Origin of the sequence: Verrucosispora sp. WMMD703, assembly GCF_049178935.1 — a bacterium.
Lineage (GTDB): Bacteria > Actinomycetota > Actinomycetes > Mycobacteriales > Micromonosporaceae > Micromonospora > Micromonospora sediminimaris.
The window spans coordinates 1,005,643-1,030,772 of the sequence record NZ_JBMHMM010000004.1; the positions used below are offsets into that span (position 1 = coordinate 1,005,643).

A 25,130-nucleotide genomic window follows, 5' to 3' on the forward strand; every position below is an offset into this window, starting at 1 on the left:
GTGGGCCGATGACCCGGTCGGCGATGCTCCAGGGCCGGCACGGCCCGGCACTGACCCCGACGTACGCCCGAAGGGCCTAGTGTCTATCAACATGTCGACCTTGGCTTACGAGATCGTGGACGTCTTCACCGACCGTCCGTACGCCGGGAACCCGCTCGCGGTGGTCTTCGGCGCTGACGGGCTGGCGACCGACCAGATGCAGGCTCTGGCCCGCGAGTTCAACCTGTCGGAGACGGTCTTCGTGCTGCCCGCCACCCAGGTCGGCGCCACCTACCGGGCCCGGATCTTCACGCCGGTCGACGAGTTGCCGTTTGCCGGCCACCCCAGCGTCGGCGCCGCGGTCACCGCCGCTCGCCGGGGGATGTTCCCGACCGGGCAGGTCAACCAGGAATGCGGTGCCGGCGTGCTGCCGATCGAGGTGAGCGAGGGTGCCGCCATCCTGACCGGCGGCAGCCCCACCCTCGGGCCCGAGCTGGAGCCGGAGCCGCTGCTGGAGATGGTCGGGCTCGGCGCGGAGGACCATCCCGGTCCAGCGCCGCGGGTCGCCGGCTGCGGCCTGGAGTTCCCGTTCCTGCCGGTACACCCCGACGCCCTCGCCCGGGCGCAGGTGAACCCGGTGGCGGCCGGGCGGTACGGCATCGAGCATGTCAGCGTCTTCTCCTGGAACCCGGCGACCCAAACCGCGCATGCCCGGGTCTTCGTCCCAGGTCTCGGCGTACCCGAGGATCCGGCTACCGGGTCGGCCGCGCTCGGTCTCGGGGTGTGGCTGGTCGCCAGCGGCCTGTTGCCCGGCGAGGGACGATCGTCGTACACCGTCCGGCAGGGCGTGGAGATGGGCCGACCGTCCTCGCTGGCCTGCGCCGTGACCGCAGCCGGCGGTGTGGCGGTCGGCACGAGCGTCGCAGGTCAGGTGATGCCGGTGGCCCGGGGGGAGATCCTCGTCCCGCCGTTCGTCGGCTGACGGCCGACGCGGACCGGCCCGGATGCGAGAGGATGCCGCGGTGACCGACGAGCGCGAGAACCATCCCCTGGTCGACGAGGCGATGAAGAAGGCCTCGGTGGCCTGGGTCGCGGTGGCGGGTCGCCCGCCAGTCGCCCTGTGGTGCGTACCCCTGGAAGCGGCGCTGTTCGTGGTGAGCGGCCCTGGCGAGCAGGCCGCGCCCGGGCTGGCCGAGGCCGACGAGGCCCAGGTGACCATGCGCGGTGACCACGGGGGTCGGATCGTGACCTGGCCGGCGCGGGTAAGCCGGCTGACACCCGGCACCGAGCAGTGGGACACGCTCGCCCCGCTGGTGGGGGCCAAACGGCTGAACGCGCCTGGACCGACCTCCGAACTCGTCGCCCGCTGGGCCGCCGACGGCTGCGCCCTGGTGCGGCTCGCGCCGGTCGGCCAGCCGACGCACGGTGGCGAGCTACCGGCCGGGTCGCTGGCCGAGCCGCCCCGACCGACGCCGGCCGTCCGGGCCACTCGCCGTCCGTTCCGGCTGCACCGTGTCCGGCGTCGCTGACCCGCCGTCGGCCGAGGCGACGCCGGCCTGGGGCACGTGCGTGGCTACCACGGTGCGCCGACCGGGCTGGGAGCCTCGTCGACCAGGTCGACCACCTCGCGGAGGGACCCCAGTGTCCGGCCGGCCCAGGCGGCGTCGAGATTGAACACCAGATGGTCGGCGAGGTCGGGCGAGGCGAGCCGGGCCGCGCTCAGACCGGCGCGCTGCGCGCCGGTCAACTCCTGGCTGCCACCGTCACCCACGTAGAGGCAGTCTGCCGGAGACAGGCCCAGCCGCGCGCAGGCGGCCAGATAGAGGCTCGCGTCCGGCTTGCATCGCCCCACCTGCACGGAGAACACCCGGACGTCGAGCAGCGGGGCGATCGCCAGCTCAGGCAGGAAAGCCGGTAGCTCGTGGGTGCAGTCACTGATCACGCCGGTCCGTAAGCCCCGTCGCCGCAGCGCCCGTAGGGTCGGCACGGCCTCGTCCCGTAGCCGGGTGTCCGCGCGTACGGCCTGGTGCCGGGCGGCGGCGGCAGCCCGCAACGCCTCCGCCGGAGGGTGTACGCCGGCCTGCTCGCACACCCAGCGCAGGGTCGCCTCGACGGTGTCGAAGCGCCCGCTGGCGCGGTCGTAGAACGTGCGGTCGAGCACCTCAAGGAAGGCGGCCGGCGGGCAGCCGAGCAGTTCGGCGGTGCTGAGGTGACCCTTGCCACGCTGGACCGGACGGGTCAACGTGCCGAAGAAGTCGAACAGCACCGCCCGGAACCTGGGCATGGGAACGCCTCCGGGCGGACGGGGAGGGGCCCTGGTGAGGACGGGCACGATCGTAACCGAACGTTGACGGAAAGTGGCGCCCCTGTGACGTGTGAAGATTGCACCTCGTGGCACCCGAACCTCACCGTCCGCCGCTCGACCTGGTCACCGGCGCGGCACTTGCCGTGGCCGTCTTCGCCGTCTCGTCATCCGCGCCGTTGATCGCCTTTGCCGCCGCGCCCGCCCTGGCGGTCGCGTTCTGGCGCAACGTGCTGGCGGTCGCCGTGCTGAGTCCGTTCGCGCTGACCCGGCGACGGTCCGAGTTCCGCTTCGTGGCCACCGGCGTCGGCCGTCGCGAGGGCATGTTCTGTGTCCTGTCCGGGGTGGCGCTGGCGGCGCACTTCGCCACCTGGATGCCGAGCGCGAAGCTCACCTCGGTGGCCGCGGCAACGGCGCTGGTGGCCACCCAGCCGGTCTGGCAGGGGCTGATCGCCCGGGCCCAGGGCCGCCGGCTGCCGGTGGGTGTCTGGGCCGGCATCGGGGTGGCGGTGGCCGGGGCGGTGCTGGCGACCGGTGCCGACTTCACGGTCTCCGGCCAGGCTTTCGCGGGCGATCTGCTGGCGCTGACCGGTGGGCTGTTCGCGGCTGTCTACACCGCGCTGGGGGAGCGGGCCCGGGTCACCGTCAGCAACGCCACCTACACCACCATCTGCTACAGCGTGTGTGGACTGATCCTGCTGGTGGTCTGCCTGGTCGGCGGGGTGCCGCTGAGCGGCTTCGACACCGGCACCTGGCTGGCCGTGCTCGCCCTGGTCGGCGGGGCGCAACTGCTCGGCCACTCGATGTTCAGCTACGCGCTGCGGCGGGTCTCGGCCACCACGGTCAGCGTGCTGATCCTGCTGGAGGCGCCCGGTGCCGCGCTGATCGGCTGGGCGTGGCTGGGGCAGCTGCCCGACCCGGTGACCCTGCCAGGTCTGTCGCTGCTGCTGGTCGGTGTGGCCGTGGTGGTGTTGTCCAGCGCCCGCACGGCCCGGCGTACGACACGGGTCAGCACGGCGGTGCCGGCGGACGCGGCACCGGTCCGCGACTGAGCTGTCGGCCAACCTCCGACCCGGCCCCGCTGCCGGTGGACGGATCGCCGCGGCCCGTCTCGGCGGTCACGACGCCACCGCGACCACGGCGGCGGCCAGGACGACAACCGCACCGGTGAACGCTGCCGCCGCGATACCTCGGCGGTCCTTCGGCAGCCGCCGGAACAGGCGGGAGACCCGTCCGAGCACGGCCAGCGGCGTGGCCGCCAGCCAGATGTCACGTTCGACCCGACCGCCGGCGAAGCTCACCACCTCGGGCAGGTGACCGACGGCGCGCAGCAGCGGCCCGACCATGGCACGGCTGCGTCCGCGCGCCGGAGTAACCCCGGCCGCGATCGCGGCCAGCGCTGTTCGCAGGCCCTGCTCATCGTTGGCCCAGTGGGCCCGGTACCTGATCACGCCGGTGGTGTCGAGAAGGTACGCCGAGTTGGGCTTCGGGCTCATCGCCCGGTGCAACCCGCCATCCAGGTCATCGACGGCCACTTCGAACGCGACCCCGTGATGCTTGCGCAACTCCTCGGCATGCCGCCACTTGTCCTCGGCGGTCCGGGGCTGACCGAACCGCTCACCTGGGTGTGCCTCGCGGGTGTTCACCAGAACGAACCGCACCCGGTCACCGAAGTCGCGGTGCAGGGCGCGCAACACCGGCCCGGCGCTCTCGGTGACCGGGCAGGTCCGTGAACCGAAGACCATCAGCACCGGCAGGCGACCGAGGTCGGCGTCGGTGAACCGGCCGCCGCCCAGGGTCGGCAGGTCGAAAGCCGGCATCCGGTCACCGGGTGCGGGAGCATTCCGGTCGAACGTCAGATCGTCGAGCAGCAGGGCGGTGCGGAAGCGGGTGAACCGGTACTCCTCGCCCGCGTTGGTGGTCGACTGCGACATGGGATCTCCTCCGTAATTGACCGATCGGTCAAGTCAACGTGCATGACGAACGGGCGCTCGTCGCTGGCGAGGGTCAGCCAGACGCCCGCAGTAGCAGCCGGATGTCGGCCTTGGCGAGCAGCACCAGGGCCGGGTCGTCGTGCGCCTTGGCCAGCAGCGACAGCCCCTGCATCAGCGCCAGCGCACGGGTCGCGGCACTGTCGGCGTCGACGTCGGTCGGCACGTCCCCGCGCCCCTTCGCCTCGCTGATGGCCGTGGCGAAATAGCCCGTCCAGCCTGACAGCACCCGCCCCGCCCGGGCTCGGCCGTCGTCACCGTGACCGGCCACCTCGGCGGCCAGGCCGCCGAGTGGGCACCCGGGAGTCGCGCCGAACCTCTCCCGCATGAGCGAGAGCATCCGCACGAAGCTGTCGACGAACCGGTCGATGCGCTCCAGCGGCGGTACGTCCGCGACGAAGGCCTCCTCCAGCACGGCGTGCAACATCTCCCAGTTGCGGTCCAGCACGGCCCCGCCGAGCGCCTCCTTGGAGGGAAAGAAGTGGTAGAGACTCCCCTTGTGGACACCTGCCGCCTTGCAGATCTCCTCGGTGCTCACCTCGGCCAGCGAGGCGCCGTGAACGAGGTCGCGCGCCACCGCGACGATGCGCTCCCGAGTGTCCCGAGCCACGACTCACTCCCCAGACTTGACTGCTCAGTCTAATTCAAACAGTCATTGACTGATCGGTCAAGTCTGGCGGCGCCGTCCCGGCCGCCGGTCACACCTCGTGCACCTCAAGCACCCGGGTGCGCGGGGCGGCCTCGCCGAGCGTCACCCGCAGCGCGGTCCGCTCCGGGTCGGCGAGGAACGCCTCGTAGCCGGCCCGGGTGTCGAACCGGATGACGTGCACCTCGGTACGCCCGTCCCCGGTACGCAGCCGCCGCTCCAGCCGACCACCGTGCCGTGGCAGCAGGGCGAGCACGGTGTCCTCGTACCGCTGCCCGACCTCGACCGCGCCGTCGGGCAGTTCCACCAGCGCGACCAGGCGCACCGCGGCGGCCGGGTCGGTGACCAGCGACTTCCAGAACTGGTGGTCGACGTGACCACCCGGAATGCCCTCCCGACGACCGGTGTCGAGGTAGCCGTGCCGGCGGTAGAAGCCCGGAGCCTGGAACGAGAACGAGGCGACCGAGATCTCGGCGCAGCCGCGCCGTCGGGCCTCCTGCTCGGCCGCCGCCAGCAACCGGCCGCCCCAGCCTTCGCCACGGCGATCAGCGCGGACCCAGACCATGTTGATCCCCGCGCAGGTGCCCCAGCTCCAGCCGGTCAACCCGGCGACCAGCTCGCCGTCCGCGGCGGTGACCCGTACGGACAGCTCGGCCTCGTCAGTGGCGCCGGTGGCTCGCTGGTTGAAGCTGGTCAGCTCCGCATCCAATCGGGCGGCCAGTTCCTCGTCCTTGCCCAGCACTTGCAGGTTGACGCCCTCGGCGACGGTCATGGCGCGGAGTATCGCAATGTTTGCCGAGCGGGGCGACCCGGTTGCTCGCCCGATGCGACCTCAGGCCGGGCGCCCCGGGTGGCCCGGCCCGTCCGGGATGCCCACCGCGGCGGCGCTGGCCGCCCAGAGCCGCGCCGCGAGTCGCGGGTCGGCCGCCTTGGGCCAGGGGCGACGTGGCCGGCAGTCGAAGTAGTAGCCGCCGTTGTGCAGCCGGGACCGGTCCTGGTTGGCCAGCCAGACCAGCGTCTGCGCACCCTTGGCCGGGCTGCGGAACGGCAGCAGACGCATGCCCAGGGCGACCACCCGGCTCTCGTTGCCGAAGCGGGTCCGGACCACTCCGGGGTGGAAGCAGTACGAGTCGACCCGCGGCCATCTCCGGGCGGCCTCGGCGGTGAACAGGATGTTCGCCTGCTTGCTGGTGCCGTACGCGGATATCGGGCGGTAGCGGCGCAGCGACGCGTTGAGGTCGTTCGGGTCGAGCGTGCCGCTGCGGTGCGCGCCGGAGGCGGTCACCACGATTCGGCGTACCCGGTCGACCAGCAGGTTGGTGAGCAGGAAGGGGGCCAGGTGATTGGCCTGGACGGACAGCTCGAAACCATCGACAGTGGTGATCGGCTGAAGCACGATCGCGCCGGCGTTGTTCGCGAGCACGTCGATCCGGTCGTACGCGGCGCGCAGCCGCTCGGCCAGCTGCCGCACGTCGTCGAGGACGGCGAAGTCGGCGCGGAACACCTCGGGCCGTTCCCCGGAGGCCTCGCGGACCTCGTCGGCGGCAGCCCGCAGCCGGGCCGGATCCCGGCCCACCAGGACGACCCGGTCACCCCGGCAGGCGAGACCTATGGCGGCGGCCAGTCCGATGCCGGAACTCGCTCCGGTGATGACGACCAGTCGAGGGTCAGTGACATCTTCCACAGGTCCATTCACCGCGGTCACGGCACGAGGTTACCGTGGCGTCACAAGCACCTTTGGGATCGTTAAGTAAGGGACGGCGGACCTGCCGTACCCGGAAGGAGCGCCGCCGATGGCCGTTGTTGGGCGTCCCCGCCGATCCTGCCTGGCCGTACCCGGATCGAGCGTCAAGATGCTCGGCAAGGCCCAGGGACTCCCGGCCGACCAGGTCTTCCTCGACCTGGAGGACGCGGTCGCGCCACTGGCCAAGCCGGACGCCCGCAAGAACATCGTGGCCGCGCTCAACGAAGGCGACTGGACCGGCAAGACCCGGGTCGTCCGGGTCAACGACCTCACCACCCCGTGGACCTACCGGGACGTCATCGACGTGGTGGAGGGGGCGGGGGCCAACCTCGACTGCGTCATGCTGCCGAAGGTGCAGGACGCGGCGCAGGTGCAGTGGCTGGACATGACCCTCACCCAGCTGGAGAAGACCCTCGGCCTGGAGGTGGGCCGGATCGGCATCGAGGCGCAGATCGAGAACGCGGCCGGCCTGGTCAACGTCGACGCCATCGCCGCCGCGTCGCCACGCGTCGAGACGATCATCTTCGGGCCGGCCGACTTCATGGCCTCGATCAACATGAAGTCGCTGGTGGTCGGCGCCCTCATTTCCGACTACCCGGGCGACCCGTACCACTACATCCTGATGCGCATCCTGATGGCCGCTCGGATGCACGACAAGCAGGCCATCGACGGCCCGTTCCTGCAGATCCGGGACACCGACGCGTTCCGCGAGGTGGCGAAGCGGTCGGCGGCGCTCGGCTTCGACGGCAAGTGGGTGCTGCACCCCGGGCAGATCGACGCCGCGAACGAGGTCTACTCGCCGGCTCAGGCCGACTACGACCACGCCGAACTGATCCTCGACGCGTACCAGCACTACACCTCGGAGGCGGGTGGCCGACTGGGCGCGGTGATGCTCGGCGACGAGATGATCGACGAGGCTTCCCGCAAGATGGCGCTGGTGATCGCTGCCAAGGGCCGGGCCGCCGGCATGACCCGCACCACGACGTTCGAGCCGCCGGCCGAGTAGCCGTACCATCCACCCCGCGCCCGCCCCGACCTCGGTCGGGGCGGGCGTCGCTGGTCAGGTGGTGGAGGACGAGTTCGCGATGGCGAAGGCGATCGCGATGGCGTAGCCGATGATCACCAGCGCGAGCAGGCCGGTGAGGATCCAGCCGACGATGATGGCGGCCTTGGCCATCCCCTCGCCGCTCTCACCGGTCTCCCGGATCTGGCGCATGGCCACATGCCCCATGATGGCGCCGACCGGGGCGGTGATGCATGAGCCGATCCCGATCAGGGAGAGGACCAGGGCGACGATCGCCATGGTGTTCGTCTTCTGCTGCGGATAGCCGTACCCGGGCGGGGGATAGCCGTAGCCGGGCGGGGCCGGCGGGTAACCGGCGGGCTGAGCCGGCGGGTAGCCGGCTGGCGGGTACGGCGCCGCGGCCGGGTCCGACTTCATCCCGGCGTACGGGTCGGCCGGCGGCTGATACGGCTCGTATCCGGACGGCTGGGGTGGAATCGGTGGCTGCGGGCTGACCGGCAGGGTCGGGTCGGCGGGTGGGCCGGACGGCTGGCCGGTCGATGCGGGGTCGGGCCAGCCGCCGGCCGGCGGGGGTTGCGTCATCGGGCTTCTCTTCCGTCGCGATGATGTGGCGCAGTCAGGGTAGTCACCGCCGCGCACCCCGCGACGCGCCCGGCACCGGGGGCGCGTTGCCCGACAGCGGCGGGAAGGGCAGGATCTCGGCATGGGGATTGACGCGCGTGCGGCGGACCGTTCCGGCAACAGACCGAGACGGGACGTCAGCCGACCGGGCATGAGCCGGCGACCACGCCCGGCCGCGGCACCGGAGCCCGGCGACCAGGATGCTCCGGCGCCGCTGCCGGAACCGGTGACCATGCGGCTTGACGGCAAGGTCGCGCTGGTGACGGGAGCGGGCAGCCCGGACGGCATCGGGTACGCCACCGCTCGCCGACTGTCCGACCTCGGTGCCCGGGTGGCGATCGTGTCGACCACCCGGCGCATCCATGAGCGGGCCGGCGAACTCGGGGTCACCGGTTTCGTCGCCGACCTCACCGACGAGTCGGAGGTGGGCGCGCTGGCCGATGCGGTGGCCGAGCAGCTCGGTGATGTCGAGGTGCTGGTGAACAACGCCGGCCTGGCGAGCCGGGCCAGCCCGGAGGTGCTGCGCCCGGTCGCGCAGCTCAGCTACGACGAGTGGCAGGGCGAGATCGACCGGAACCTGACCACCGCCTTCCTGTGCAGCCGGGCCTTCATCGTCGGTATGGCCGAGCGCGGTTGGGGTCGGATCGTGAACCTGGCCGCCACCGCCGGTCCGGTAAACGCGTTGCCCACCGAGGCTGCGTACGCGGCGGCCAAGGCGGGCGTGGTGGGCCTGACCCGGGCGCTGGCCATGGAGATGATCGCCGACGGGGTGACGGTCAACGCGGTGGCCCCGGGCACCATCTACACCGCGGCCTCGACCATGGCCGAGATCAAACAGGGCCTGGGTACGCCGGTCGGACGCCCCGGCACCCCCGACGAGGTGGCTGCGGCGATCACGTTCCTCTGCTCGCCGGCCGCGTCGTACATCACCGGGCAGATGCTTGTGGTCGACGGCGGCAACAGCGTCCGGGAGGCCCAGTTCCGCTGAACGGGCTCAGGTGCTGGTGCCGTCGGAGCCGGCCCAGATCGCCAGTGCCAGCCAGCCGCAGCAGGCCAGCAGGAAGAGGCCGGTGAAGATGTAGCTGAGGATCAGGCCCCAGGTGGCCAGCTGCGCGCCGTCCTCGCCACTGGTACGCAGTTGCCGCCTGGCCAGGTGACCGAGGGCGATGCCGGCGGGGGCGAAGACGAAGGCGAAGACCAGCGACAGGACGGCCAGCACGTTGGTGCCGCGTCCGCCGCCCTGGCCGGTCGGCGGTCCGTACTGCCCGTAGGGCACCTGTGGTGCGTACGGGGGTTGCTGACCCCATTGTTGGCCGTGCGGCGGCTGCCCCGGATGCTCGTACGCCGGCTGTCCGTACGCCGGTTGTTCGCCCTGCTGCCCGTACGGTTGGCCGTACTGCGGCTGCTGCCCGCCGGGCGGTGGCTCGTAGGGCGACGGTGGCTGGTCCGGCTCCGGTGGTTGGCCCACGCTCTCCTCCTCCGTTCCGCCCTACGGGTCCCGCGCGGCCCGTCCGCCCTGGTGGGAAGGCCCTCTGTGCGGGACGCTACCCGCAGCGGTGAAGCTTTTCACAGCGGTTGTGTGGACTGCTCACCTTGGCCGTCCCGGCTCGGGCGACGATACTGATCGAGCGTTTAGTTACCAGTGAGTAGGCGCGCTGACTTTCCGGAGGCTGAGATGGCTCGACTCGCGCAGACGCCCGGCCTGACCGACGAGCAGCAGTCGATCCTGGAGACCGTCCGGGAGTTCGCGAACAAGGAGATCATTCCGCACGCGCAACGCCTGGAGCACGCCGACGAGTACCCGACCGACATTCTCGACGGCATGAAGGAGATGGGCCTGTTCGGGCTCACCATCGCCGAGGAGTACGGCGGTCTCGGCGAGTCCCTGCTGACCTACGCCCTGGTGGTGGAGGAACTCTCCCGGGGCTGGATGTCGATCTCCGGCATCGTCAACACACACTTCATCGTGGCGTACCTGATCTCTCAGCACGGCTCCGCCGAACAGCGGGCCCGGCTGCTGCCGAGGATGGCCACCGGCGAGGTGCGCGGCGCCTTTTCCATGTCGGAACCGGAGTGCGGCTCCGACGTCTCGGCGATCAAGTCGAAGGCGGTCCGCGACGGCGACCGCTTCGTCATCGACGGCCAGAAGATGTGGCTGACCAACGGCGCGTACTCGTCGGTGGTGGCCACCCTGGTCCGGACCGAGACCGGCGCCGATTCGGTCTACGGCAACATGAGCACCTTCCTGTTGGAGAAGGAGCCCGGCTTCGGCGAGACAGCCCCGGGCCTGACCATCCCCGGCAAGATCGAGAAGATGGGTTACAAGGGCGTCGAGACCACCGAGATGGTGCTCGACGGGGTCACCGTCCCCGACAGCGCCGTCCTCGGCGGTGCCGACCAGGTGGGCCGGGGTTTCTACCAGATGATGGACGGCATCGAGGTCGGCCGGGTCAACGTCGCCGCCCGGGCCTGCGGCATCTCCATCCGGGCCTTCGAACTGGCCGTCGGGTACGCCCAGCAGCGCCGGACCTTCGGTGAGCCGCTCGCGAAGCACCAGGCCATCGCCTTCAAGCTGGCCGAGATGGGTACGAAGATCGAGGCCGCGCACGCCCTGATGGTCAACGCGGCCAGGCTCAAGGACGCCGGCCAGCGCAACGACGTCGAGGCCGGGATGGCGAAGCTGCTCGCCTCGGAGTACTGCGCCGAGGTCGTCCAGGAGGCGTTCCGCATCCACGGCGGCTACGGCTACTCCAAGGAGTACGAGATCGAGCGGCTGATGCGGGAAGCCCCGTTCCTGCTCATCGGCGAGGGGACCTCGGAGATCCAGAAAACGATCATCTCCCGCGGCCTGCTCCGCGAGTACAAGCTCTGAGCGCTCAGCTCCGGCGGGTCAGCCCGGCCTTGGCCCGCTCCACGATCAGGCAGCGGTCCTCCACGTAGTCGATCCCGGCCTCCTCGGCGATCCGCCGGGCCTGCGGCGAGACGATGCCGAGCTGCAACCACACCGCCGGGGCGCCGATCGCCACCGCCTGCCGCACCACCTCCACGGCGTCGTCGGCCGGCCGGAACACGTCGACCAGATCGACCGGGTGCGGGATGTCGGCCAGGGACCGGTACACCGCCTCGCCGAAGAGTTCGTCGGCGGTCGGGTTGACCGGAATGATGCGCCAGCCGTGCCGCTGCATCTCCAGCGGTACGCGGTGAGCAGCCTTGAACGGATCGCGGGATGCACCGACTACGGCGATCACAGCGGCGTCGGCGAGGATCTGCTTGGCGGAACGCATCCGACGACTGTAGCCGCGTCGCCGCCAGGCTGCCCCGATCGACCATTCGGCAACACTCAGCCTCCCCCGCCCCGCCGCGCCCCGTTCAGAGCAGGCTCAGCTGCTCCGGTGCCGGTGCCGGTGCCGGTGCCGGTGCTGGCAGCGGCGCGGCACGGTGCTCGCCGGCCTCGGCCCGGATCAGCCCATGACGGCGGGCGGCGATGCGGACCCGGGCGGTCAGCTCCCGCTGATAGGACTGCGGCGCGTACGCGCCCGCCCGGAACAGCTCCCGGTAGCGCGGAACCAGCTGGGGGTGCTCCCGCCCGAGCCACCGCGCGTACCACTCGCGGGCGCCGGGACGCAGGTGCAGCGCAAGCGGCGTCACGCTGGCCGCGCCCGCGGCGGCGATCGCCGCCACGGTGGCCTCGATGGACTCGTCCGAGTCGGAGAGGCCGGGCAGGATCGGCGCCATCAGTACGCCCACCTCGAAGCCGGCGTCGGCGAACCGGCGTACCGCGTCGAGCCGGCGGCGTGGGCTCGGCGTGCCGGGCTCGACCGAGCGCCACAGTCGCTCGTCGACGAACCCGACCGAGAAGGAGACGCCCACCCGAGCGACCTCGGCTGCCTGCCGCAGCAGCGGAAGATCACGTTGGATCAGGGTGCCCTTGGTCAGGATGGAGAACGGATTGGCGAAATCGCGCAGCGCCTCGATGATCGGCGGCATGAGCCGGTAGCGCCCTTCGGCCCGCTGGTAGCAGTCGACGTTCGTGCCCATCGCCACGTGCGCGCCGCGCCAGCGCGGTGCGGCCAGCTCACGGCGCAGCAGCTCACCCGCGTTGACCTTGACGACCACCCGGCTGTCGAAGTCCGCCCCGGCGTCGAAGTCAAGGTAGGTGTGAGTATTTCGGGCAAAGCAGTATAAACATGCATGACTGCATCCCCGGTACGGGTTGACGGTCCACTCGAACGGGACGCGGGAGGCGCCCGGAACCTTGTTGAGGATCGACTTGGCGCGCACCTCGTAGAAGGTCATGCCGGCGAAATCGGGGGTGTCGAAGGTGCGGACGACCGCCTCGGGCAGCGCCAGCGGCAGGGGTGGCGTCGCTGGCGCTGCCCGTCCGGGATCTCCCTCGACCGGGGGAGCGGTCAGGTTGTCCCAGCGCATGGCCAGTATTCGAACACATGTCCTAGTAGCGTGCAAGTGACTCACCGGACACCCGCGTGTGTGTCGGCCGGCGTGGGGGGAGGATGAGGGCATGTCGACCTTCGTCTACGACGGGGACTGCGCCTTCTGCACAAGCTGCGCGGAGTTCATCGAGCGCCGGATCCCGACCGGTGCCCGGGTGGTGCCGTGGCAGTTCGCCGACCTCGACCAGCTCGGCCTGACCGAGGCGGAATGCGAGGAGGCGGTGCAGTGGGTCGGTGCCGACGGCAGCCGGGCCGCGGGTCCGGACGCCATCGCCGCGCTGCTCGCCAGCAGCGGCCGTGGGTGGCGGATCGCCGGAGCCGGGCTACGGATTCCGCCGGTACGCGCCGCCGCCTGGCCCGCGTACCGCTGGGTGGCCCGCAACCGGCACCGGATGCCGGGCGGTACGGCCGCCTGCTCGCTGCCCCAGGAGACCCGGGATCGCCTCTACGGCCCATCCGCCGGCTGACACCTCGCACGAATGCCTGCCCGCTCCGGGTCGTACGGCGCACGGGATCGTGGGCCGGTCAGGGCGTTGCCGGATCCGGTACCGGCTGGGTGTCGGCCGACAGCGGATCCGAGCCGAGCCGTCGCCGGTCGGGCGTGAACCTGCGGGCCAGGAGCCGTCGCACTGCGACGAGCGGGCGGACCTTCTCCAGCGGCAGGAAGCTGGTCATGGCGACCAGGTGTGGTGCGAACGAGATGGTGATGGTCGCGATGGTCACCAGGTGGAACGAGTAGAAGAAGCCGACCGTGGCGAGCCGCCAGCGTTCGGGCAGCACGAAGACCAGGGGGCTGAGCAGTTCGAAGGCGAGGATGCCGAACTGGGCGACGAGTAGCAGGTGGGGCACCTGCGCGATCAGGTCCGCCAGGTCGGTGCCGCGTCGGATGATCGCTTTGGCGAGCACCGAGCCGGTCGCCCAGTCCAGGCCGCCGAAGCGGAACTTCGCCCAGGCGGCCAGGAAGTAGGTGCAGACCACCGAGATCTGGGTGACCCGCAGCGCCCAGCCGCCGGCCTCCGTCCTGGTCGGGTCGCCGTGCCGGGCCCAGCCCGCAGTGGGTAGCACGGCCAGCGCGACGAGCAGGGCGAACCGGTCGTGGTCCACCTTGCCGTAGCTCATCGCGATGATCATCCACTCCAGGTAGAGCGCGAAGACCGTCCAGCCGAGCAGTCGGGGGGCCCGTCCGGTCGCGGCGAGCAGGGCCAGCAGCAGCAGGGCCCAGAAGATCACGCTCACCAGCGTCGCGGTGGGGGTGGGCAGCGGCAGTACCCGCCCGACGAAGAGCGGTTGGTAGAGGTTGCCGGGCACGTCGACGCGGTCGCGTACCCAGGGGGTGAAGACGACCAGGTCGGCGGCGACGAATAGGTAGACAAGCGTGCGGAACGCGGCAACCCGACCGCGCGGCACCGCTTCGGTGAGCCAGCGACTCATCGGGTGACCTGCCAGCTGACGACGGTCTCGTCGACCCATCGACCGGTGGGCCGACGGTCGGTGATGTCGTGCCACCGGATGACGATCCGGACCTCGGTCAGTTCCGGTGCGTCGGGATGGCGCCGGTCGTACGCCTCGGCGACCTCGCGCAACCGGCTGGGGTCGGCGACGTACCGGCTCTGCTGGCCTTCGATCTCGGCTCGGCGGATGCCTGTCGCTCGCTCGCCCAGGTCGACGAGGTTGCCGCTCAGGTCGACCCCCTCCACCCGGGTGTCCGGGGCGTCCGCGTCGGCCGGATCGGAGGTGGAGTACATCCGGAAGGGGCCGAACGGGAAGTGGTCGTCCACCCCCCAGATCGTGCCGGCGAGCAGGACGGCGAGGCCGAGTGCCGTCACCGCCACCCGCGCCGTACGGCCGCGGCTCGTCAACGCATCCATCGTCCGCTGAACTTACGGCACCGGCGCGCGTTCAAGCGGCCCTATCGACGGGCCGTGTCCCAGCTGTGACGAGGCCCGGAGTCACGTGGGCGTTCGGACGCCGATGGCCGGGCCCGCTACGGGCCCGGCCATCGTGTCTGTGAGATCAGTGCTTGTGCTCGGCGAGCTTCTTGCGCACGTCGTCCATGTCGAGCGCCTGAACCTGCTCGATGAGGTTCTCCAGGGCCGACTCCGGCAGCGCGCCCGGCTGGGCGAAGACGATCACGCCGTCGCGGATCGCCATGATGGTCGGGATGGACCGGATGTCGAACTTGGCGGCGAGTTCCTGCTGCGCCTCGGTGTCGACCTTGCCGAAGGTGATGTCCGCATGCTTGTCGGACGATCGCTCGTAGACCGGAGCGAACCGCTTGCAGGGGCCGCACCAGTCGGCCCAGAAGTCAACCAGCACGATGCCGTTGCCCTCGGTCACCTGGTCGAAATTAGCCGTGGTCAGCTCGACGGTTGCCATGTGAGTCTCTCCGATCACGCGGAACAGCTACGTCTGGTGGAACTCGGGCGTACCCCATCGCATTCCCGCCGTGGTGCCACCGTAACCCTGGTCGCAGTCCGGGTGGGGCCTTTGTCCGCATCGATGGGTGTCGGTCTTCGGAAGGTGTCCGCAGATCGCACATGCATGTCGCATTTGCGTGACCGCCCGTAATGGGAGCGTTTCCAATGAGATCAACGCTCTGACCGGGTACGAAGCGGTAACTTCGGCGCTGACGAGCGGGGATTCGACCTGCGGAGATCGCTTTTTGACCGATGATCAGTCACTCAGAGTAATGTAACAAAAAGATAAATGTGACCTCGGTCTCTGTGCGGCCGGACGGACGTACGGCAGAATCTTGAAGCATCAGAGCGTGGGCGGCGGGTGCCGGGGAGGGCCCCGCCGCTCATTGCGTCCGGCCCCGGTCGACGCGCGCCAGTCCCGCCCGCACGTGCTGATCAGACAGCTTTCCCGGTGCCGGCTGGTGTGACATTCCGATGCCTGTCCCGCCCCGCGGCCCGCCTTAACCCTCGATAAGGCATGCTGTGCCGAACTCCGCCGCCTCCGTCGAAGGAGACCAGGATGCAGTTCGGCCGCTACTACGAGGAGTTCGAGGTCGGCGCGGTCTACCGGCACTGGCCGGGCAAGACGGTCACCGAGTACGACGACCACCTGTTCTGCCTGCTCACCATGAACCACCATCCGCTGCACATGGACGCGCACTACGCCGAGACGGCAAGTCAGTTCAAGCGCAACGTCGTGGTCGGCAACTACATCTACTCCCTCCTGCTCGGCATGTCGGTGCCCGACGTCAGCGGCAAGGCCATCGCCAACCTGGAGATCGAATCGCTGCGGCACGTCGCACCCACCTTTCACGGCGACACGATTTACGGCGAGACCACGGTGCTGGACAAGCGGGAGTCCGCCTCCAAGCCGGATCGTGGCGTGGTGGCGGTGGAGACTCGCGGCTACAACCAGGACGGCACGCTGGTCTGCGTCTTCCGGCGCAAGGTGATGGTCCCCAAACGGGAGTACGCGGCGGCAGCCGTTCCCGACGGTGTCGACCCCGAGCGGCCGAGCTTCCCCGAGCCCCGCTGACCCGTACGCGGGTGGTTTCGGCAGAGGGCCGGGCTCGCCGCGCCCGGTCACTCGCGGCCGGTGGGGGCACGGCGGCGCGGCGCAGCGGGTTCCCGGCCTAGGCGTTCGGCCCCCGGTCCGGGCGCATATGCTGGCGCCGGAGGTCCCGCCATGAGCGAGCGAATCACCACCGCCACCGCCTACTCCGCCACCGAGTGGGATCTGCTCACCAGTCTGCCCGGGCGGGTGATCGTGGCCGCTGCCCAGCCCGGCCCGGGGCGTCCGCACCGGGGCGTGGCGGCTGGCCTGGCCGGACTGGACGCGGTGGCGGCCGGGCGGGCCTTCGACAGTGATCTGGTCCGGGCGGTGGTGGCCGCGATCTACGCTCGGCACGACGGCCCATCCCCGCCGGCGGCCCAGCTCGCCGAGCTGGACGTGCTCGCCGCCTGCCGGGCCGTCGTGCGGGTACTGGACCGTCATGCCGATCCCGCCGATTCGGCGGCCTACCGGCAATGGGTGCAGTCAGTGGCCGCACGCGTCTGTCGTACCGCCTCCCGGGCGTTGCCCGGCGGCCCGCTGGCTCCCGCCGACCGCCGTTTCCTCGACCGGCTCGGCGGCGCCCTGGCCCTGCGCTGACCGATGTGTCGCTCGGTGGCCGGGCGGCGGGGTGGTGTCCGCGCTGCTGGGCGTAACCTGCGTGACCGTGACCGGTGAGCAGCTCGACGTCGGCGTGGGTCCCTGGCCAGGTGACCTGCCGGAGGATCCCCGCTACGACCCGGAGCTGCTCGCCGCGGGGGATCGGCGCAACGTGGTCGACCAGTACCGCTACTGGCGCCGCGAGGCGATCGTCGCGGACCTGGATCGGCGGCGGCACGACTTCCACGTGGCGATCGAGAACTGGCAGCACGACCTGAACATCGGGACGGTGGTCCGCAACGCCAACGCGTTTCTCGCGGCCGAGGTGCACATCGTGGGCCGGCGGCGCTGGAACCGCCGCGGCGCCATGGTCACCGACCGCTACCAGCACGTACGCCACCACGAGACGATCGATCAGTTGATCGTCTGGGCGGCGGAGCGCGGCCTGCCGCTGGTCGGCATCGACAACCTGCCCGGCTGTCGTCCACTGGAAACCGCCACGCTGCCGCGGCGGTGCGTCCTCCTGTTCGGTCAGGAGGGTCCGGGGCTCTCCGCGGCCGCGCACTCCGCGTGCGACGAGATCTTCTCGATCGCCCAGTACGGCTCGACCCGCTCGATCAACGCCGGGGTGGCGAGCGGAATCGCCATGCACACCTGGATCCGCACCCACGCCACCCCACCTCCCACCTAGCAGCCCACCCACCCCACCTCAACTGCGGTCGATCATGAAGTTGTTGGCGCGACACGCCGAGGGGAGGGAAACAACCTCATGATCGAGCGGCGATGCGTGAGGTGGGGGCCGGTGGGGTGGAGGCAATGCGGGCGCTCGGCTTGACGGGTGGCGGCCAGCGGGTGACGGTGGAGTGGTGACGGTTGCGGTGAGTTGTCCCAGATGCGGCGGGTCGGTCCGGGCACCGGATCTCATGCATCCGGAATCCCGCTGCCCCGACTGCGGACCGGTGGCTCCCCTGCACGTGCCCGAGCACATCGGTGCCGAGATCGTGGCCAGCGTGGTGGAACACATCCAGGCCGCCGCCCAGCCGCAGCAGCCTTCGGTTCCGCTGTGGTGTCCGTGGCCGCTGCCTCCGGGTTGGACCACCACGGGCGTGGCGTGGGCCGGCGACGACCGGCTCGGAGTGCGCGCCACGGCGGTCGCCTGCGCCGGGCCCGCCCCGTTGGGCGGTGGGCCGGCGGACCTGGTCTTCGTGGCCGAGGAGCCCGGTGTGGGACTGGGCACGCGATACGCCGGGGTGCCTGGCCCGGATGCCGGACCGGAACTGGCCGAGGCGCTTACCGACCCGGGCCCGGGGCACCCCGGCCATGTCGGACGCGCCGGGATCAGGGTGGCCGGCCACCCGACTCCACTGTGGTTGGTGAACTCACTGCCGGATCGAAGCGCGTACGCCGGCGAGGCTCGGGGAATGTGGCTCTATGCGATAGCCTGGCCGGCGAGTGCGGGGCATCTGCTCGCGGAGGACGTGCTGCTGCACGACCTGGTCGAGTGGACGCCGCCCGAGCTCGTGTACGGCGCCCCATCTCCGTACCTGCACGGGAAGGCTTGACAAGTCTCCCGGAATGTCGGAGAACGGACGTAGATATTCACGGTAAGACACCACGCTGATACTCTGGGTGCCGCTGCGGTAATGGGACCCGGCGCCGCGCGAGAGGATGGCCCGCCATGGTCAAGAAGGTCCTCACCTGGGCCGGAATCGCATTCTTGATCTTCTTCGTCGCCTACCGGCCAAATTCCGCCGCGGACGTGTTCAAGTCGCTGGGTGGCGGCATCATGGACATCGCCCAAGGCTTCGGCGACTTCTTCACCTCACTGGTCGCTTAGCCTCCGATGGGAAGCCCCTCCGGCCCACCCTTCGATCCCGACGACCCCGACCGGGCCCGCCGGGAACGCGACACAGAGCCGATCCCCCGAATCGATCCGGACGAGGGGCCGGGCTACGGCTCCGGCCCTCGCCTCTCCGACGGTCCGTCCTTCTCCGACGACGCCGGCTATGGCGACGGTCCGGGGTACGCCGGCGAGGGGCGGTCGGGTCGGGCCTGGGTGCGCGATCCGGAGGCCGGTTATCTGCCTCCGGAGATCTCCGAGGAGGAGCTGGCCGGACTGCGCGCCGATGCCAGCGGTGCCACCCCCCGCCGGGTGTTGCCGCTGGAGGACGAGCCCAGCTCGCTTGTCGCGCGATACCTGTTCCCGACCGAGCGGTACCGGGGCGAGTGGAAGCGGCACTGGGTCCACCTCGTCACCCCGATCATCGTCGGCATCGCCGCCACCTTCGTGCTCGGCTACCTCTCCGGCTTCCTCGCCGGTCAGGACGTCGGCGCGCTCACCACGATCGCGGTGCTGCTCTGGTTCGCGGTGATGGGCTGGGTGGCGTGGCGGGTCGCCGACTGGTGGTACGACCGCTTCATCCTGACCAACAAACGGGTCATGGTGGTCAACGGGATCATCACCCGGCGAGTGGCGATGATGCCGCTGGTCCGGGTGACCGACATGAAGTACGAGCAGACGCCAGCGGGTCGGGCACTCAACTACGGCACCTTCGTGCTGGAGTCCGCCGGTCAGGAGCAGGCGCTACGCGAGGTCAAGAACCTGCCCAACCCCAACGAGCTCTATCTGCGCGTCGTCGAGGAGATGTACGAGCCGCAGGCAGTCGAGGCCCGGTTGGGCAAGGAGCAGGACGAGGCGAAGGCCGACGACGGCGCCTGAAACTTCCTGACCGAACATCGGAGATATTGCGCACCTTCCGTCCTCGACCCGCTGGTCACGCTGTGGCAGGCTGCGGCAGGATCAGGCACGGAGGTGGCGTGTGGCCAGCAGCAACCCGCTGGAGGAGGAGTTTCGCGACTTCGTCGCGGCCCGTTCCGGCGCCCTGCTGCGTACCGCGTACCTGCTCACCGGGGACTGGGGCACGGCGGAGGATCTTCTCCAGACCGCACTGACCAAGACGTACCTGGCGTGGAAGCGGCTGGGCGGGATCGAGGCAATCGAGCCCTATGCCCGACGTGTCATGGTCAACACCTCGACGAGTTGGTGGCGGCGTCGCTGGCACGGTGAGCGTCCGACCGAGGTGCTGCCCGAACAGGCCGCCACCGACGAGATCGAACGCCAACTGGACCGGGACGTGCTCTGGCGGCACCTGCGGGCGCTGCCCGCCCGGCAGCGTGCGGTGCTGGTGCTGCGTTTCTACGAGGACATGTCGGAGGCGCAAACCGCCGCCATGCTGGAGATCTCGCCGGGCACCGTGAAGAGTCAGACCTCCCGGGCACTGGCCACCCTGCGTCGACGGATCGGCGCTGAGGAAACCTTCGGCTTCCGCGCGGGCAGGCCGGAGCGAGCCGAGCAGCCGATCGGCAGTTCGGAGTCGACGGCGCGGCCGACCGGTAGGTCGGAGACAACCGCGCAGCCGACCGGCAGGTCGGCGCAGGCTGCGCAGCCGACCGGAACGGTGGGGCGGGTCGAGCAGCCGGGCAACCGGACCGGCGCCGGAAATCCGCAACCGGAGGGTGCCGGCCGGCCCGGAACGGCGCTTGTCGGAGAGCGACGGTGAAGCGCAAACCACCAGCTCATGACAACCAGAGCCGGTTCCCGGATCGTTCATTGGACGTGCCGCCCAATGACCTGGAAGGTGCCCTCCGGGAGATGATGTCCCGGCGGGCAGCCGTAACGCGTGCGGTCGCCGCCGATCCAGCCGGTGCGGCGATCCGACGGGCCAACCGGATTCAGCGCCGCCGGACCATGGCCGGCGTGGGCCTGGCCGTGCTGGCGATCGTTGCGGTCAGCGCGGGCAGCCTGCAGCTGCGCGACAACCGGCCGCCGACCGGCGGCACGGTGGTGATCGGAGACCCGGATCAACGGCCGCTCGTCGATCGCACCATCCCGCCGCCCGGGCCGGACACCGCGCCCCCGCTCGCCGAGGTCGACCTGCTGATTGACGGATCGATCGCCACCGCGCAGGGCCGGCGGGTGGCGCTGCTCGGCACCGGCGAGGTGGAACGGGCACATCGACTCACCGACGGCCGTGGCTGGTTGGCCGTCGGGGCACCGACCTTGGCCGGGCGGTTCCTGTGGGCGGTGGCTGCGGACGGCAGCGCGCAGGTGCTGCTGGCCGGTGCCGACGAGATCGTCCTGGACGCAGACGGCCGGCAGGTCGCCTGGAAACAGGGCACGGTGCTGGCGGCCGCCGGGATCGTCAACGGTGAACTCGCCACCACCGTACGGGCCGAGGCGCCAGCCGAGGCGGTGCCGCTGCGGTTCGTCAACGGCGCCGTGCTGGTCAGGCTGGCGCCCGACCGCCCCGGCCACGTGCTGTGGCCACTGCGGCCCGGCCCACTGGTCCAGGGCGCTGACCGGGCCAGCACCCACATCTTCGGTGCGCTGCCCGACGGCCGCCTGGTCGGCGAGATCACCCCGGGCGCCGGGCCAACCGCCTGCCTGATCCTGCTCGACCCGGCCCGGGATCTCGGGACCGGCCAGCCGGACTGTGGGCCGGAGTCGGCCGGCGACGGCCGGGGTGCGGTGTCGCCGGACGGGCGCTGGCTGCTGGTCAACGGTCGGTCGGCAGGTGAGGACTCGGCGCTGCTGGTGGACCTGACCAGGCTCGACACGTCCACCGGGGTACGGCCCGCCGGGCCGCCGATGACCGGCACCGTGGTCTGGAGTACGCCCGACACGGCCTACTACGCCGACGCCGCCGGTGGCCTGGTGCGGGTGGCCGTCGACCGGGTCACCGAAGGCCGTCCCGCCGTGCCGACCGCCCTGCCCGGCCTCCCCGCCGGTGAGCTACCGGTGGTGGTGAGCGGTGGCTGACCGGGCATCCGGTGACGGCGGGCGATGACCTCGCGGATCGACCTGCACGCGCACTCCACGGCCAGCGACGGCACGCTCGACCCGGCCGAGCTCATGCGTGCCGCCGCCGTGGCGGGACTGGACGTGGTGGCGATCACGGACCATGACACCACCGACGGCTGGGAGCCGGCGCTGCGTGCCCTGCCACCCGGGCTGCGGCTGGTCCGTGGCGCGGAGCTTTCCTGCCGATGGGACGGCGAGCAGCCCCCGGTGCCGCTGCACCTGCTGGCGTACCTCTTCGATCCGGAGCACCCGGAACTGGTCGCCGAGCTGACCCGGGTGCGGGCAGCGCGGCTGGCCCGGGGAGAGCGGATGGTGGACCTGCTGCGTGCTGACGGCATCGATGTGGACTGGCCGGAGATCCTGGCCCTGGCCGGCGGCGGGACGGTGGGCCGGCCGCACATCGCCCAGGCGCTCATCCGGGCCGGTCTGGTCGCCACCACCACTGAGGCGTTCGGGCCGGAGTGGCTGGGGGAACGGTACCGGCTGCCCAAGGAGGACATCGACGTTTTTCGGGCCGTACGGCTGATCCGGGCGGCCGGCGGCGTGGCGGTGTTCGCCCACCCCCGGGCCAGTCGGCGCGGCCGGCTCGTGCCGGACGAGCTGATCGCCGAGCTGGCGGCGGCGGGGCTGGTCGGCCTGGAGGCCGACCACGAGGACCATTCACCCGCCGAGCGGGCCCACGTACGCGGTCTCGCCGCCGAACTGGGCCTGCTGGTGACCGGTTCATCGGACTTCCACGGCAGTCACAAGACGGTCCGGCTCGGCGCCTTCACCACCGGCGTCGACGCGTACGAACGGATCGTCGCCGCCGCCTCCGGGGTGACTGAGGTCGCTTCGGGCTGACCTGGGTTTCGACGCCGACCGGCACGGCTACGGTGACCGGGTGGATCTCAAGCTCTTCGGCGAGGTCTTCGTGACCCTGCTGGTGATCGTCGACCCGCCCGGCATGATGCCGATCTTCCTGGCGTTGACCGGCCCGCTGTCCGCGCGGGAGCGCAACCGGGCCGCCTGGCAGGCGGTCGCGCTGGCGCTGGGCGTGATTGTGATCTTCGCGGTGGCGGGTCAGACCCTGCTCGCCTACCTGCACGTCGACCTGCCGGCGTTGCAGGCGGCCGGTGGGCTGCTGCTGATCCTGGTGGCGCTGGAACTGCTGACCGGCAAGACCGACGACCCGACCAAACAGGCCACCGCCAATATCGCCCTGGTGCCGCTGGGTACGCCGTTGCTGGCCGGGCCCGGCGCGATCGTGGCGACGATGCTCTTCGTGCAGCGGGCCGACGGGGCGGGCGACTTCGCCGCGATCGCCGCCGCCATCGTCGCGGTGATGCTCACGGTCTGGATCGTGCTGCGATTCTCCGGCGGCATCGTGAAGGTGCTGCGTCCGGGCGGGATCGAGGTGCTCACCCGGATCGCCGGCCTGCTGCTGGCGGCGATCGCCGTACAGCTCATCGCGGACGCGATCGCGGCGTTCGTGGCCCAGTACAACGGCGGCGGCTGACCGGCCCGCCCGGTCTGTCGGGGGTGGATGGCAGGATCAGGTCGTGCGACGAGCCTCTCCAGCCGGACGACCCGCCGCCGGTGGCCGCGCGCCCCGGCCCCGTGACGCGCAGCCCGAGCAACTCGGCTTCGAGGGCATGCCGGAGCGACTGTTCGTCTGCACGCCGAGCCGCCTCGGTGCGTACGCCGACTGTCCACGGCGATACCGCTACTCCTACGTTGATCGTCCGGCGCCGCCGAAGGGGCCGCCCTGGGCGCACAACTCGCTCGGCGCCAGCGTGCACACCGCCCTGAAGAACTGGTATGCGCTGCCCGCTGACCGACGCCGTCCGGAGGTGCTGCCGACCCTGCTCAAGGGCACCTGGGTACGCGAGGGCTACCGCGACGACGAGCAGGAGCGTGCGGCCTACCGGCGGGCGCTCGGCTGGCTGGAGGCGTACGTTGGTGGGCTCGATCCGGCCGACGAGCCGATCGGGGTGGAACGGGTGGTGGCGGTGAAGACCGGGGTGCTCGCCTTCAACGGCCGCGCCGACCGGATCGACTCGCGGCCCGGCCCGCACGGGCCCGAGCTGGTCATCGTCGACTACAAGACCGGCCGCGCCGGGCTGGACGGCGACGACGCGCGCGGCTCGCAGGCGCTCGCGCTGTACGCGTACGCGGCCGAGCGGGTGTTCCGTCGACCCTGCCGTCGGGTCGAGTTGCACCACCTGCCGAGCGGCACGGTCGCCGCACACGAGCACAGTGCCGAGTCGCTGGCGCGGCAGGTGACCCGCGCTGAGGAGACCGCTCGCGACATCATGGCCGCCGAACGGTCCGTCGCCGACGGCGCTGATCCGGACGACGCCTTTCCGACCGCCCCTGGCCCGCGCTGCGCCTGGTGCGACTATCGGCGCACGTGCCCGACCGGTGCCGCCCTACCGGGCAAGGAGCCGTGGGCCGCCGTGGAACGCTTCGCCGGGCCGGCAACCGAGGAAGACTGACCCGTAGCGGCGGTGGACGATCGGATGAAGGCAACGTGGCGGTGGCTCAGGTGGTGCTGGAGGCGGCGATGAGTCGCGCCGCGCGTTCCTTTGCCGCGCGCTGCATGGGCCCCTCCCGCCAGTCGCGGGGCAGGGCGGTGAGAGCGAGCCGCAGCGCGCGTACGGTCACGTCGGCCGACAGCGCGGTGGTCGGCAGGCCCAGTCCGCCGTACAGCCGCCGGGCCCACGGCGGCAGCAGGGCGAGCGCCGTGCCGGCGATGCCCAGGTACGCCCACCGGGGCGGGCCGAGATTCAATCCGATCCGGGCCGGCAGGCTGAGCTTCCACGGCAGGGGTGGAGCGGTCAGGAACAGGGCGGTCTCGGCGGCCTCGCGGGTCATCCGCAGCTCGGGTCGGATCCGCTGGTAGTAGTCAGCCACTTCGGCGGCGGTGCCTGGCACGGTCTCGGGTGCCAGCCCGACGAGCGCGGCGGCCCGTCGCTGCTCGGTGTAGTAGCGGTCCACCTCGTCGGCGTCCAGCGGTACGCCGGCCCGCCGCGCGGTGTCGAGGAACGACTCCACCTCGGTGACGTGCACCCAGCGGAGCAGCTCCGGCTCGTCGATCCGGAACCGCTCGCCGGTGGCTGGATCGACCGCGGTCATCCGGGCGTGCAGTCGACGTAGCCGCCGTCCGGCCCGCTCCGCCTCGTCGGTGGTGCCGTAGACGATGGTGCCCACGTAGTCGGCGGTGCGGATCAGACGTCCCCAGGCGTCCTGACGGTAGTTGCTGTTCTGCGCCACTCCGGCCATCGCCCGTGGATGCAACGCCTGAAGGTAGAGGGAACGCAGACCGGCGACGAACAGGATGGGCTCCTGGTGCAGCTTCCAGGTGACCGAACCGGGACCGAACAGGCCGACGTCGACGGTATCCACGAGTCAAGGGTGCCACG

The 25,130-nt window shown here is 71.1% G+C and carries 31 protein-coding genes; 18 read left to right on the top strand and 13 right to left on the bottom strand.

The features are described 5' to 3' along the window. Positions 1-91 precede the first annotated feature (91 nt). Positions 92-961: a PhzF family phenazine biosynthesis protein gene (locus ACN26Z_RS05240; protein WP_421460100.1), complete on the top strand. Its 870-nt coding sequence runs from the start codon at positions 92-94 to the stop codon at positions 959-961. Positions 962-983: 22 nt separating this feature from the next. Next, on the top strand, positions 984-1,508 hold the full coding sequence (locus ACN26Z_RS05245) for a hypothetical protein (RefSeq protein ID WP_421460102.1): 525 nt from the start codon (positions 984-986) through the stop codon (positions 1,506-1,508). A 44-nt stretch (positions 1,509-1,552) separates the two neighbouring features. Here ACN26Z_RS05245 and ACN26Z_RS05250 read toward each other — a convergent pair whose 3' ends face one another. Then, a complete protein-coding gene (locus tag ACN26Z_RS05250; protein ID WP_093408353.1) occupies positions 1,553-2,263 on the bottom strand; it encodes an HAD family hydrolase in 711 nt (236 codons plus the stop codon). A 107-nt stretch (positions 2,264-2,370) separates the two neighbouring features. Between ACN26Z_RS05250 and ACN26Z_RS05255 the strand changes: the two genes are divergently transcribed. Next, the gene (locus ACN26Z_RS05255; RefSeq protein WP_093408587.1) at positions 2,371-3,333 is read left to right on the top strand and encodes a DMT family transporter; all 963 of its coding nucleotides are present in this window, start codon (positions 2,371-2,373) and stop codon (positions 3,331-3,333) included. Between the two features lie 66 nt (positions 3,334-3,399). Here the strand turns inward: ACN26Z_RS05255 and ACN26Z_RS05260 are convergent, their stop codons facing one another. From ACN26Z_RS05260 to ACN26Z_RS05275, 4 genes are all read right to left on the bottom strand, one after another. Beyond that, a complete protein-coding gene (locus ACN26Z_RS05260; RefSeq protein WP_421460103.1) occupies positions 3,400-4,215 on the bottom strand; it encodes a TlpA family protein disulfide reductase in 816 nt (271 codons plus the stop codon). 73 nt (positions 4,216-4,288) lie between these two features. Further along, positions 4,289-4,882, bottom strand: coding sequence for a TetR/AcrR family transcriptional regulator (locus ACN26Z_RS05265; protein ID WP_421460104.1), 594 nt, complete (start codon positions 4,880-4,882; stop codon positions 4,289-4,291). 88 nt (positions 4,883-4,970) lie between these two features. Further along, positions 4,971-5,690 carry a GNAT family N-acetyltransferase gene (locus ACN26Z_RS05270; RefSeq protein ID WP_282240125.1) on the bottom strand — a complete coding sequence of 240 codons (720 nt, stop codon included), beginning with the start codon at positions 5,688-5,690 and terminating at the stop codon, positions 4,971-4,973. A gap of 60 nt (positions 5,691-5,750) precedes the next feature. Next, complete coding sequence (locus ACN26Z_RS05275) at positions 5,751-6,602, bottom strand: SDR family NAD(P)-dependent oxidoreductase (protein ID WP_282240616.1); 852 nt, start codon at positions 6,600-6,602, stop codon at positions 5,751-5,753. Between the two features lie 109 nt (positions 6,603-6,711). Here ACN26Z_RS05275 and ACN26Z_RS05280 point away from each other — a divergent pair, with 109 nt between their 5' ends. Continuing rightward, the gene (locus ACN26Z_RS05280) at positions 6,712-7,668 is read left to right on the top strand and encodes an HpcH/HpaI aldolase/citrate lyase family protein (RefSeq protein ID WP_421460106.1); all 957 of its coding nucleotides are present in this window, start codon (positions 6,712-6,714) and stop codon (positions 7,666-7,668) included. 54 nt (positions 7,669-7,722) lie between these two features. Here ACN26Z_RS05280 and ACN26Z_RS05285 read toward each other — a convergent pair whose 3' ends face one another. After that, entirely contained in the window at positions 7,723-8,268 is a 546-nt protein-coding gene (locus ACN26Z_RS05285; RefSeq protein WP_421460107.1) for a DUF4190 domain-containing protein, read from the bottom strand. A 121-nt stretch (positions 8,269-8,389) separates the two neighbouring features. Here ACN26Z_RS05285 and ACN26Z_RS05290 point away from each other — a divergent pair, with 121 nt between their 5' ends. Then, positions 8,390-9,295 (top strand): SDR family NAD(P)-dependent oxidoreductase, encoded by a 906-nt coding sequence (locus tag ACN26Z_RS05290; protein ID WP_374224645.1) that lies wholly within the window; start codon positions 8,390-8,392, stop codon positions 9,293-9,295. A 6-nt stretch (positions 9,296-9,301) separates the two neighbouring features. On the opposite strand, the gene ACN26Z_RS05295 is transcribed toward ACN26Z_RS05290, so the two are convergent. Continuing rightward, a complete protein-coding gene (locus ACN26Z_RS05295; protein ID WP_282240123.1) occupies positions 9,302-9,775 on the bottom strand; it encodes a DUF4190 domain-containing protein in 474 nt (157 codons plus the stop codon). 207 nt (positions 9,776-9,982) lie between these two features. Here ACN26Z_RS05295 and ACN26Z_RS05300 point away from each other — a divergent pair, with 207 nt between their 5' ends. Then, positions 9,983-11,179 carry an acyl-CoA dehydrogenase family protein gene (locus ACN26Z_RS05300; RefSeq protein ID WP_282240122.1) on the top strand — a complete coding sequence of 399 codons (1,197 nt, stop codon included), beginning with the start codon at positions 9,983-9,985 and terminating at the stop codon, positions 11,177-11,179. A gap of 4 nt (positions 11,180-11,183) precedes the next feature. Here the strand turns inward: ACN26Z_RS05300 and ACN26Z_RS05305 are convergent, their stop codons facing one another. Beyond that, on the bottom strand, positions 11,184-11,591 hold the full coding sequence (locus ACN26Z_RS05305; RefSeq protein ID WP_282240121.1) for a CoA-binding protein: 408 nt from the start codon (positions 11,589-11,591) through the stop codon (positions 11,184-11,186). Between the two features lie 85 nt (positions 11,592-11,676). After that, the gene (locus ACN26Z_RS05310) at positions 11,677-12,735 is read right to left on the bottom strand and encodes an Rv2578c family radical SAM protein (RefSeq protein WP_421460108.1); all 1,059 of its coding nucleotides are present in this window, start codon (positions 12,733-12,735) and stop codon (positions 11,677-11,679) included. A gap of 91 nt (positions 12,736-12,826) precedes the next feature. Between ACN26Z_RS05310 and ACN26Z_RS05315 the strand changes: the two genes are divergently transcribed. Then, complete coding sequence (locus ACN26Z_RS05315) at positions 12,827-13,225, top strand: thiol-disulfide oxidoreductase DCC family protein (protein WP_093408328.1); 399 nt, start codon at positions 12,827-12,829, stop codon at positions 13,223-13,225. A gap of 58 nt (positions 13,226-13,283) precedes the next feature. Here ACN26Z_RS05315 and ACN26Z_RS05320 read toward each other — a convergent pair whose 3' ends face one another. From ACN26Z_RS05320 to trxA, 3 genes are all read right to left on the bottom strand, one after another. Beyond that, entirely contained in the window at positions 13,284-14,189 is a 906-nt protein-coding gene (locus ACN26Z_RS05320; RefSeq protein ID WP_282240118.1) for an MFS transporter permease, read from the bottom strand. After that, the gene (locus ACN26Z_RS05325) at positions 14,186-14,626 is read right to left on the bottom strand and encodes a hypothetical protein (RefSeq protein WP_093408326.1); all 441 of its coding nucleotides are present in this window, start codon (positions 14,624-14,626) and stop codon (positions 14,186-14,188) included. The genes ACN26Z_RS05320 and ACN26Z_RS05325 overlap by 4 nt, the downstream gene beginning before the upstream one ends. Before the next feature lie 145 nt (positions 14,627-14,771). Further along, on the bottom strand, positions 14,772-15,134 hold the full coding sequence (trxA, locus tag ACN26Z_RS05330; protein ID WP_093408323.1) for a thioredoxin: 363 nt from the start codon (positions 15,132-15,134) through the stop codon (positions 14,772-14,774). Between the two features lie 600 nt (positions 15,135-15,734). On the opposite strand from trxA, the gene ACN26Z_RS05335 reads away from it, so the two are divergent. The 11 genes from ACN26Z_RS05335 (at position 15,735) to ACN26Z_RS05385 (ending at position 24,203) form a co-directional block, all read left to right on the top strand. Next, positions 15,735-16,250, top strand: coding sequence for a MaoC family dehydratase (locus tag ACN26Z_RS05335; RefSeq protein WP_093408321.1), 516 nt, complete (start codon positions 15,735-15,737; stop codon positions 16,248-16,250). 150 nt (positions 16,251-16,400) lie between these two features. Beyond that, on the top strand, positions 16,401-16,865 hold the full coding sequence (locus ACN26Z_RS05340) for a hypothetical protein (protein WP_282240117.1): 465 nt from the start codon (positions 16,401-16,403) through the stop codon (positions 16,863-16,865). 67 nt (positions 16,866-16,932) lie between these two features. Beyond that, on the top strand, positions 16,933-17,556 hold the full coding sequence (locus tag ACN26Z_RS05345) for a TrmH family RNA methyltransferase (protein WP_282240116.1): 624 nt from the start codon (positions 16,933-16,935) through the stop codon (positions 17,554-17,556). A 187-nt stretch (positions 17,557-17,743) separates the two neighbouring features. After that, positions 17,744-18,427, top strand: a complete 684-nt coding sequence (locus ACN26Z_RS05350; RefSeq protein WP_421460109.1) for a DUF6758 family protein — start codon at positions 17,744-17,746, stop codon at positions 18,425-18,427. 116 nt (positions 18,428-18,543) lie between these two features. Continuing rightward, the gene (locus ACN26Z_RS05355) at positions 18,544-18,702 is read left to right on the top strand and encodes a hypothetical protein (protein ID WP_007455302.1); all 159 of its coding nucleotides are present in this window, start codon (positions 18,544-18,546) and stop codon (positions 18,700-18,702) included. Positions 18,703-18,708: 6 nt separating this feature from the next. Beyond that, on the top strand, positions 18,709-19,584 hold the full coding sequence (locus tag ACN26Z_RS05360) for a PH domain-containing protein (protein WP_093408313.1): 876 nt from the start codon (positions 18,709-18,711) through the stop codon (positions 19,582-19,584). Between the two features lie 100 nt (positions 19,585-19,684). Beyond that, entirely contained in the window at positions 19,685-20,425 is a 741-nt protein-coding gene (locus tag ACN26Z_RS05365) for a SigE family RNA polymerase sigma factor (RefSeq protein ID WP_282240115.1), read from the top strand. Between the two features lie 56 nt (positions 20,426-20,481). Beyond that, on the top strand, positions 20,482-21,684 hold the full coding sequence (locus ACN26Z_RS05370; protein WP_282240114.1) for a hypothetical protein: 1,203 nt from the start codon (positions 20,482-20,484) through the stop codon (positions 21,682-21,684). A 24-nt stretch (positions 21,685-21,708) separates the two neighbouring features. Next, positions 21,709-22,569, top strand: a complete 861-nt coding sequence (locus ACN26Z_RS05375) for a PHP domain-containing protein (RefSeq protein ID WP_421460111.1) — start codon at positions 21,709-21,711, stop codon at positions 22,567-22,569. A gap of 40 nt (positions 22,570-22,609) precedes the next feature. Beyond that, entirely contained in the window at positions 22,610-23,224 is a 615-nt protein-coding gene (locus tag ACN26Z_RS05380) for a MarC family protein (protein ID WP_093408305.1), read from the top strand. Between the two features lie 136 nt (positions 23,225-23,360). Further along, the gene (locus tag ACN26Z_RS05385) at positions 23,361-24,203 is read left to right on the top strand and encodes a RecB family exonuclease (RefSeq protein WP_421464534.1); all 843 of its coding nucleotides are present in this window, start codon (positions 23,361-23,363) and stop codon (positions 24,201-24,203) included. 46 nt (positions 24,204-24,249) lie between these two features. Here the strand turns inward: ACN26Z_RS05385 and ACN26Z_RS05390 are convergent, their stop codons facing one another. After that, positions 24,250-25,113 carry an oxygenase MpaB family protein gene (locus ACN26Z_RS05390; RefSeq protein ID WP_396886349.1) on the bottom strand — a complete coding sequence of 288 codons (864 nt, stop codon included), beginning with the start codon at positions 25,111-25,113 and terminating at the stop codon, positions 24,250-24,252. Positions 25,114-25,130: the final 17 nt, after the last annotated feature.

What these genes read in the sequence shown, in the direction of transcription:
- ACN26Z_RS05335 (WP_093408321.1), top strand. Translation starts at nt 15,735, where the DNA reads ATGCAGTTCGGCCGCTACTACGAGGAGTTCGAGGTCGGCGCGGTCTAC.
- ACN26Z_RS05340 (WP_282240117.1), top strand. Translation starts at nt 16,401, where the DNA reads ATGAGCGAGCGAATCACCACCGCCACCGCCTACTCCGCCACCGAGTGG.
- ACN26Z_RS05250 (WP_093408353.1), bottom strand. Translation starts at nt 2,263, where the DNA reads ATGCCCAGGTTCCGGGCGGTGCTGTTCGACTTCTTCGGCACGTTGACC.
- ACN26Z_RS05300 (WP_282240122.1), top strand. Translation starts at nt 9,983, where the DNA reads ATGGCTCGACTCGCGCAGACGCCCGGCCTGACCGACGAGCAGCAGTCG.
- ACN26Z_RS05385 (WP_421464534.1), top strand. Translation starts at nt 23,361, where the DNA reads ATGCCGGAGCGACTGTTCGTCTGCACGCCGAGCCGCCTCGGTGCGTAC.
- ACN26Z_RS05305 (WP_282240121.1), bottom strand. Translation starts at nt 11,591, where the DNA reads ATGCGTTCCGCCAAGCAGATCCTCGCCGACGCCGCTGTGATCGCCGTA.
- ACN26Z_RS05260 (WP_421460103.1), bottom strand. Translation starts at nt 4,215, where the DNA reads ATGTCGCAGTCGACCACCAACGCGGGCGAGGAGTACCGGTTCACCCGC.
- ACN26Z_RS05375 (WP_421460111.1), top strand. Translation starts at nt 21,709, where the DNA reads ATGACCTCGCGGATCGACCTGCACGCGCACTCCACGGCCAGCGACGGC.
- ACN26Z_RS05285 (WP_421460107.1), bottom strand. Translation starts at nt 8,268, where the DNA reads ATGACGCAACCCCCGCCGGCCGGCGGCTGGCCCGACCCCGCATCGACC.
- ACN26Z_RS05280 (WP_421460106.1), top strand. Translation starts at nt 6,712, where the DNA reads ATGGCCGTTGTTGGGCGTCCCCGCCGATCCTGCCTGGCCGTACCCGGA.
- ACN26Z_RS05310 (WP_421460108.1), bottom strand. Translation starts at nt 12,735, where the DNA reads ATGCGCTGGGACAACCTGACCGCTCCCCCGGTCGAGGGAGATCCCGGA.
- trxA (WP_093408323.1), bottom strand. Translation starts at nt 15,134, where the DNA reads ATGGCAACCGTCGAGCTGACCACGGCTAATTTCGACCAGGTGACCGAG.
- ACN26Z_RS05290 (WP_374224645.1), top strand. Translation starts at nt 8,390, where the DNA reads ATGGGGATTGACGCGCGTGCGGCGGACCGTTCCGGCAACAGACCGAGA.
- ACN26Z_RS05325 (WP_093408326.1), bottom strand. Translation starts at nt 14,626, where the DNA reads ATGGATGCGTTGACGAGCCGCGGCCGTACGGCGCGGGTGGCGGTGACG.
- ACN26Z_RS05245 (WP_421460102.1), top strand. Translation starts at nt 984, where the DNA reads ATGCGAGAGGATGCCGCGGTGACCGACGAGCGCGAGAACCATCCCCTG.
- ACN26Z_RS05355 (WP_007455302.1), top strand. Translation starts at nt 18,544, where the DNA reads ATGGTCAAGAAGGTCCTCACCTGGGCCGGAATCGCATTCTTGATCTTC.
- ACN26Z_RS05320 (WP_282240118.1), bottom strand. Translation starts at nt 14,189, where the DNA reads ATGAGTCGCTGGCTCACCGAAGCGGTGCCGCGCGGTCGGGTTGCCGCG.
- ACN26Z_RS05360 (WP_093408313.1), top strand. Translation starts at nt 18,709, where the DNA reads ATGGGAAGCCCCTCCGGCCCACCCTTCGATCCCGACGACCCCGACCGG.
- ACN26Z_RS05240 (WP_421460100.1), top strand. Translation starts at nt 92, where the DNA reads ATGTCGACCTTGGCTTACGAGATCGTGGACGTCTTCACCGACCGTCCG.
- ACN26Z_RS05315 (WP_093408328.1), top strand. Translation starts at nt 12,827, where the DNA reads ATGTCGACCTTCGTCTACGACGGGGACTGCGCCTTCTGCACAAGCTGC.
- ACN26Z_RS05270 (WP_282240125.1), bottom strand. Translation starts at nt 5,690, where the DNA reads ATGACCGTCGCCGAGGGCGTCAACCTGCAAGTGCTGGGCAAGGACGAG.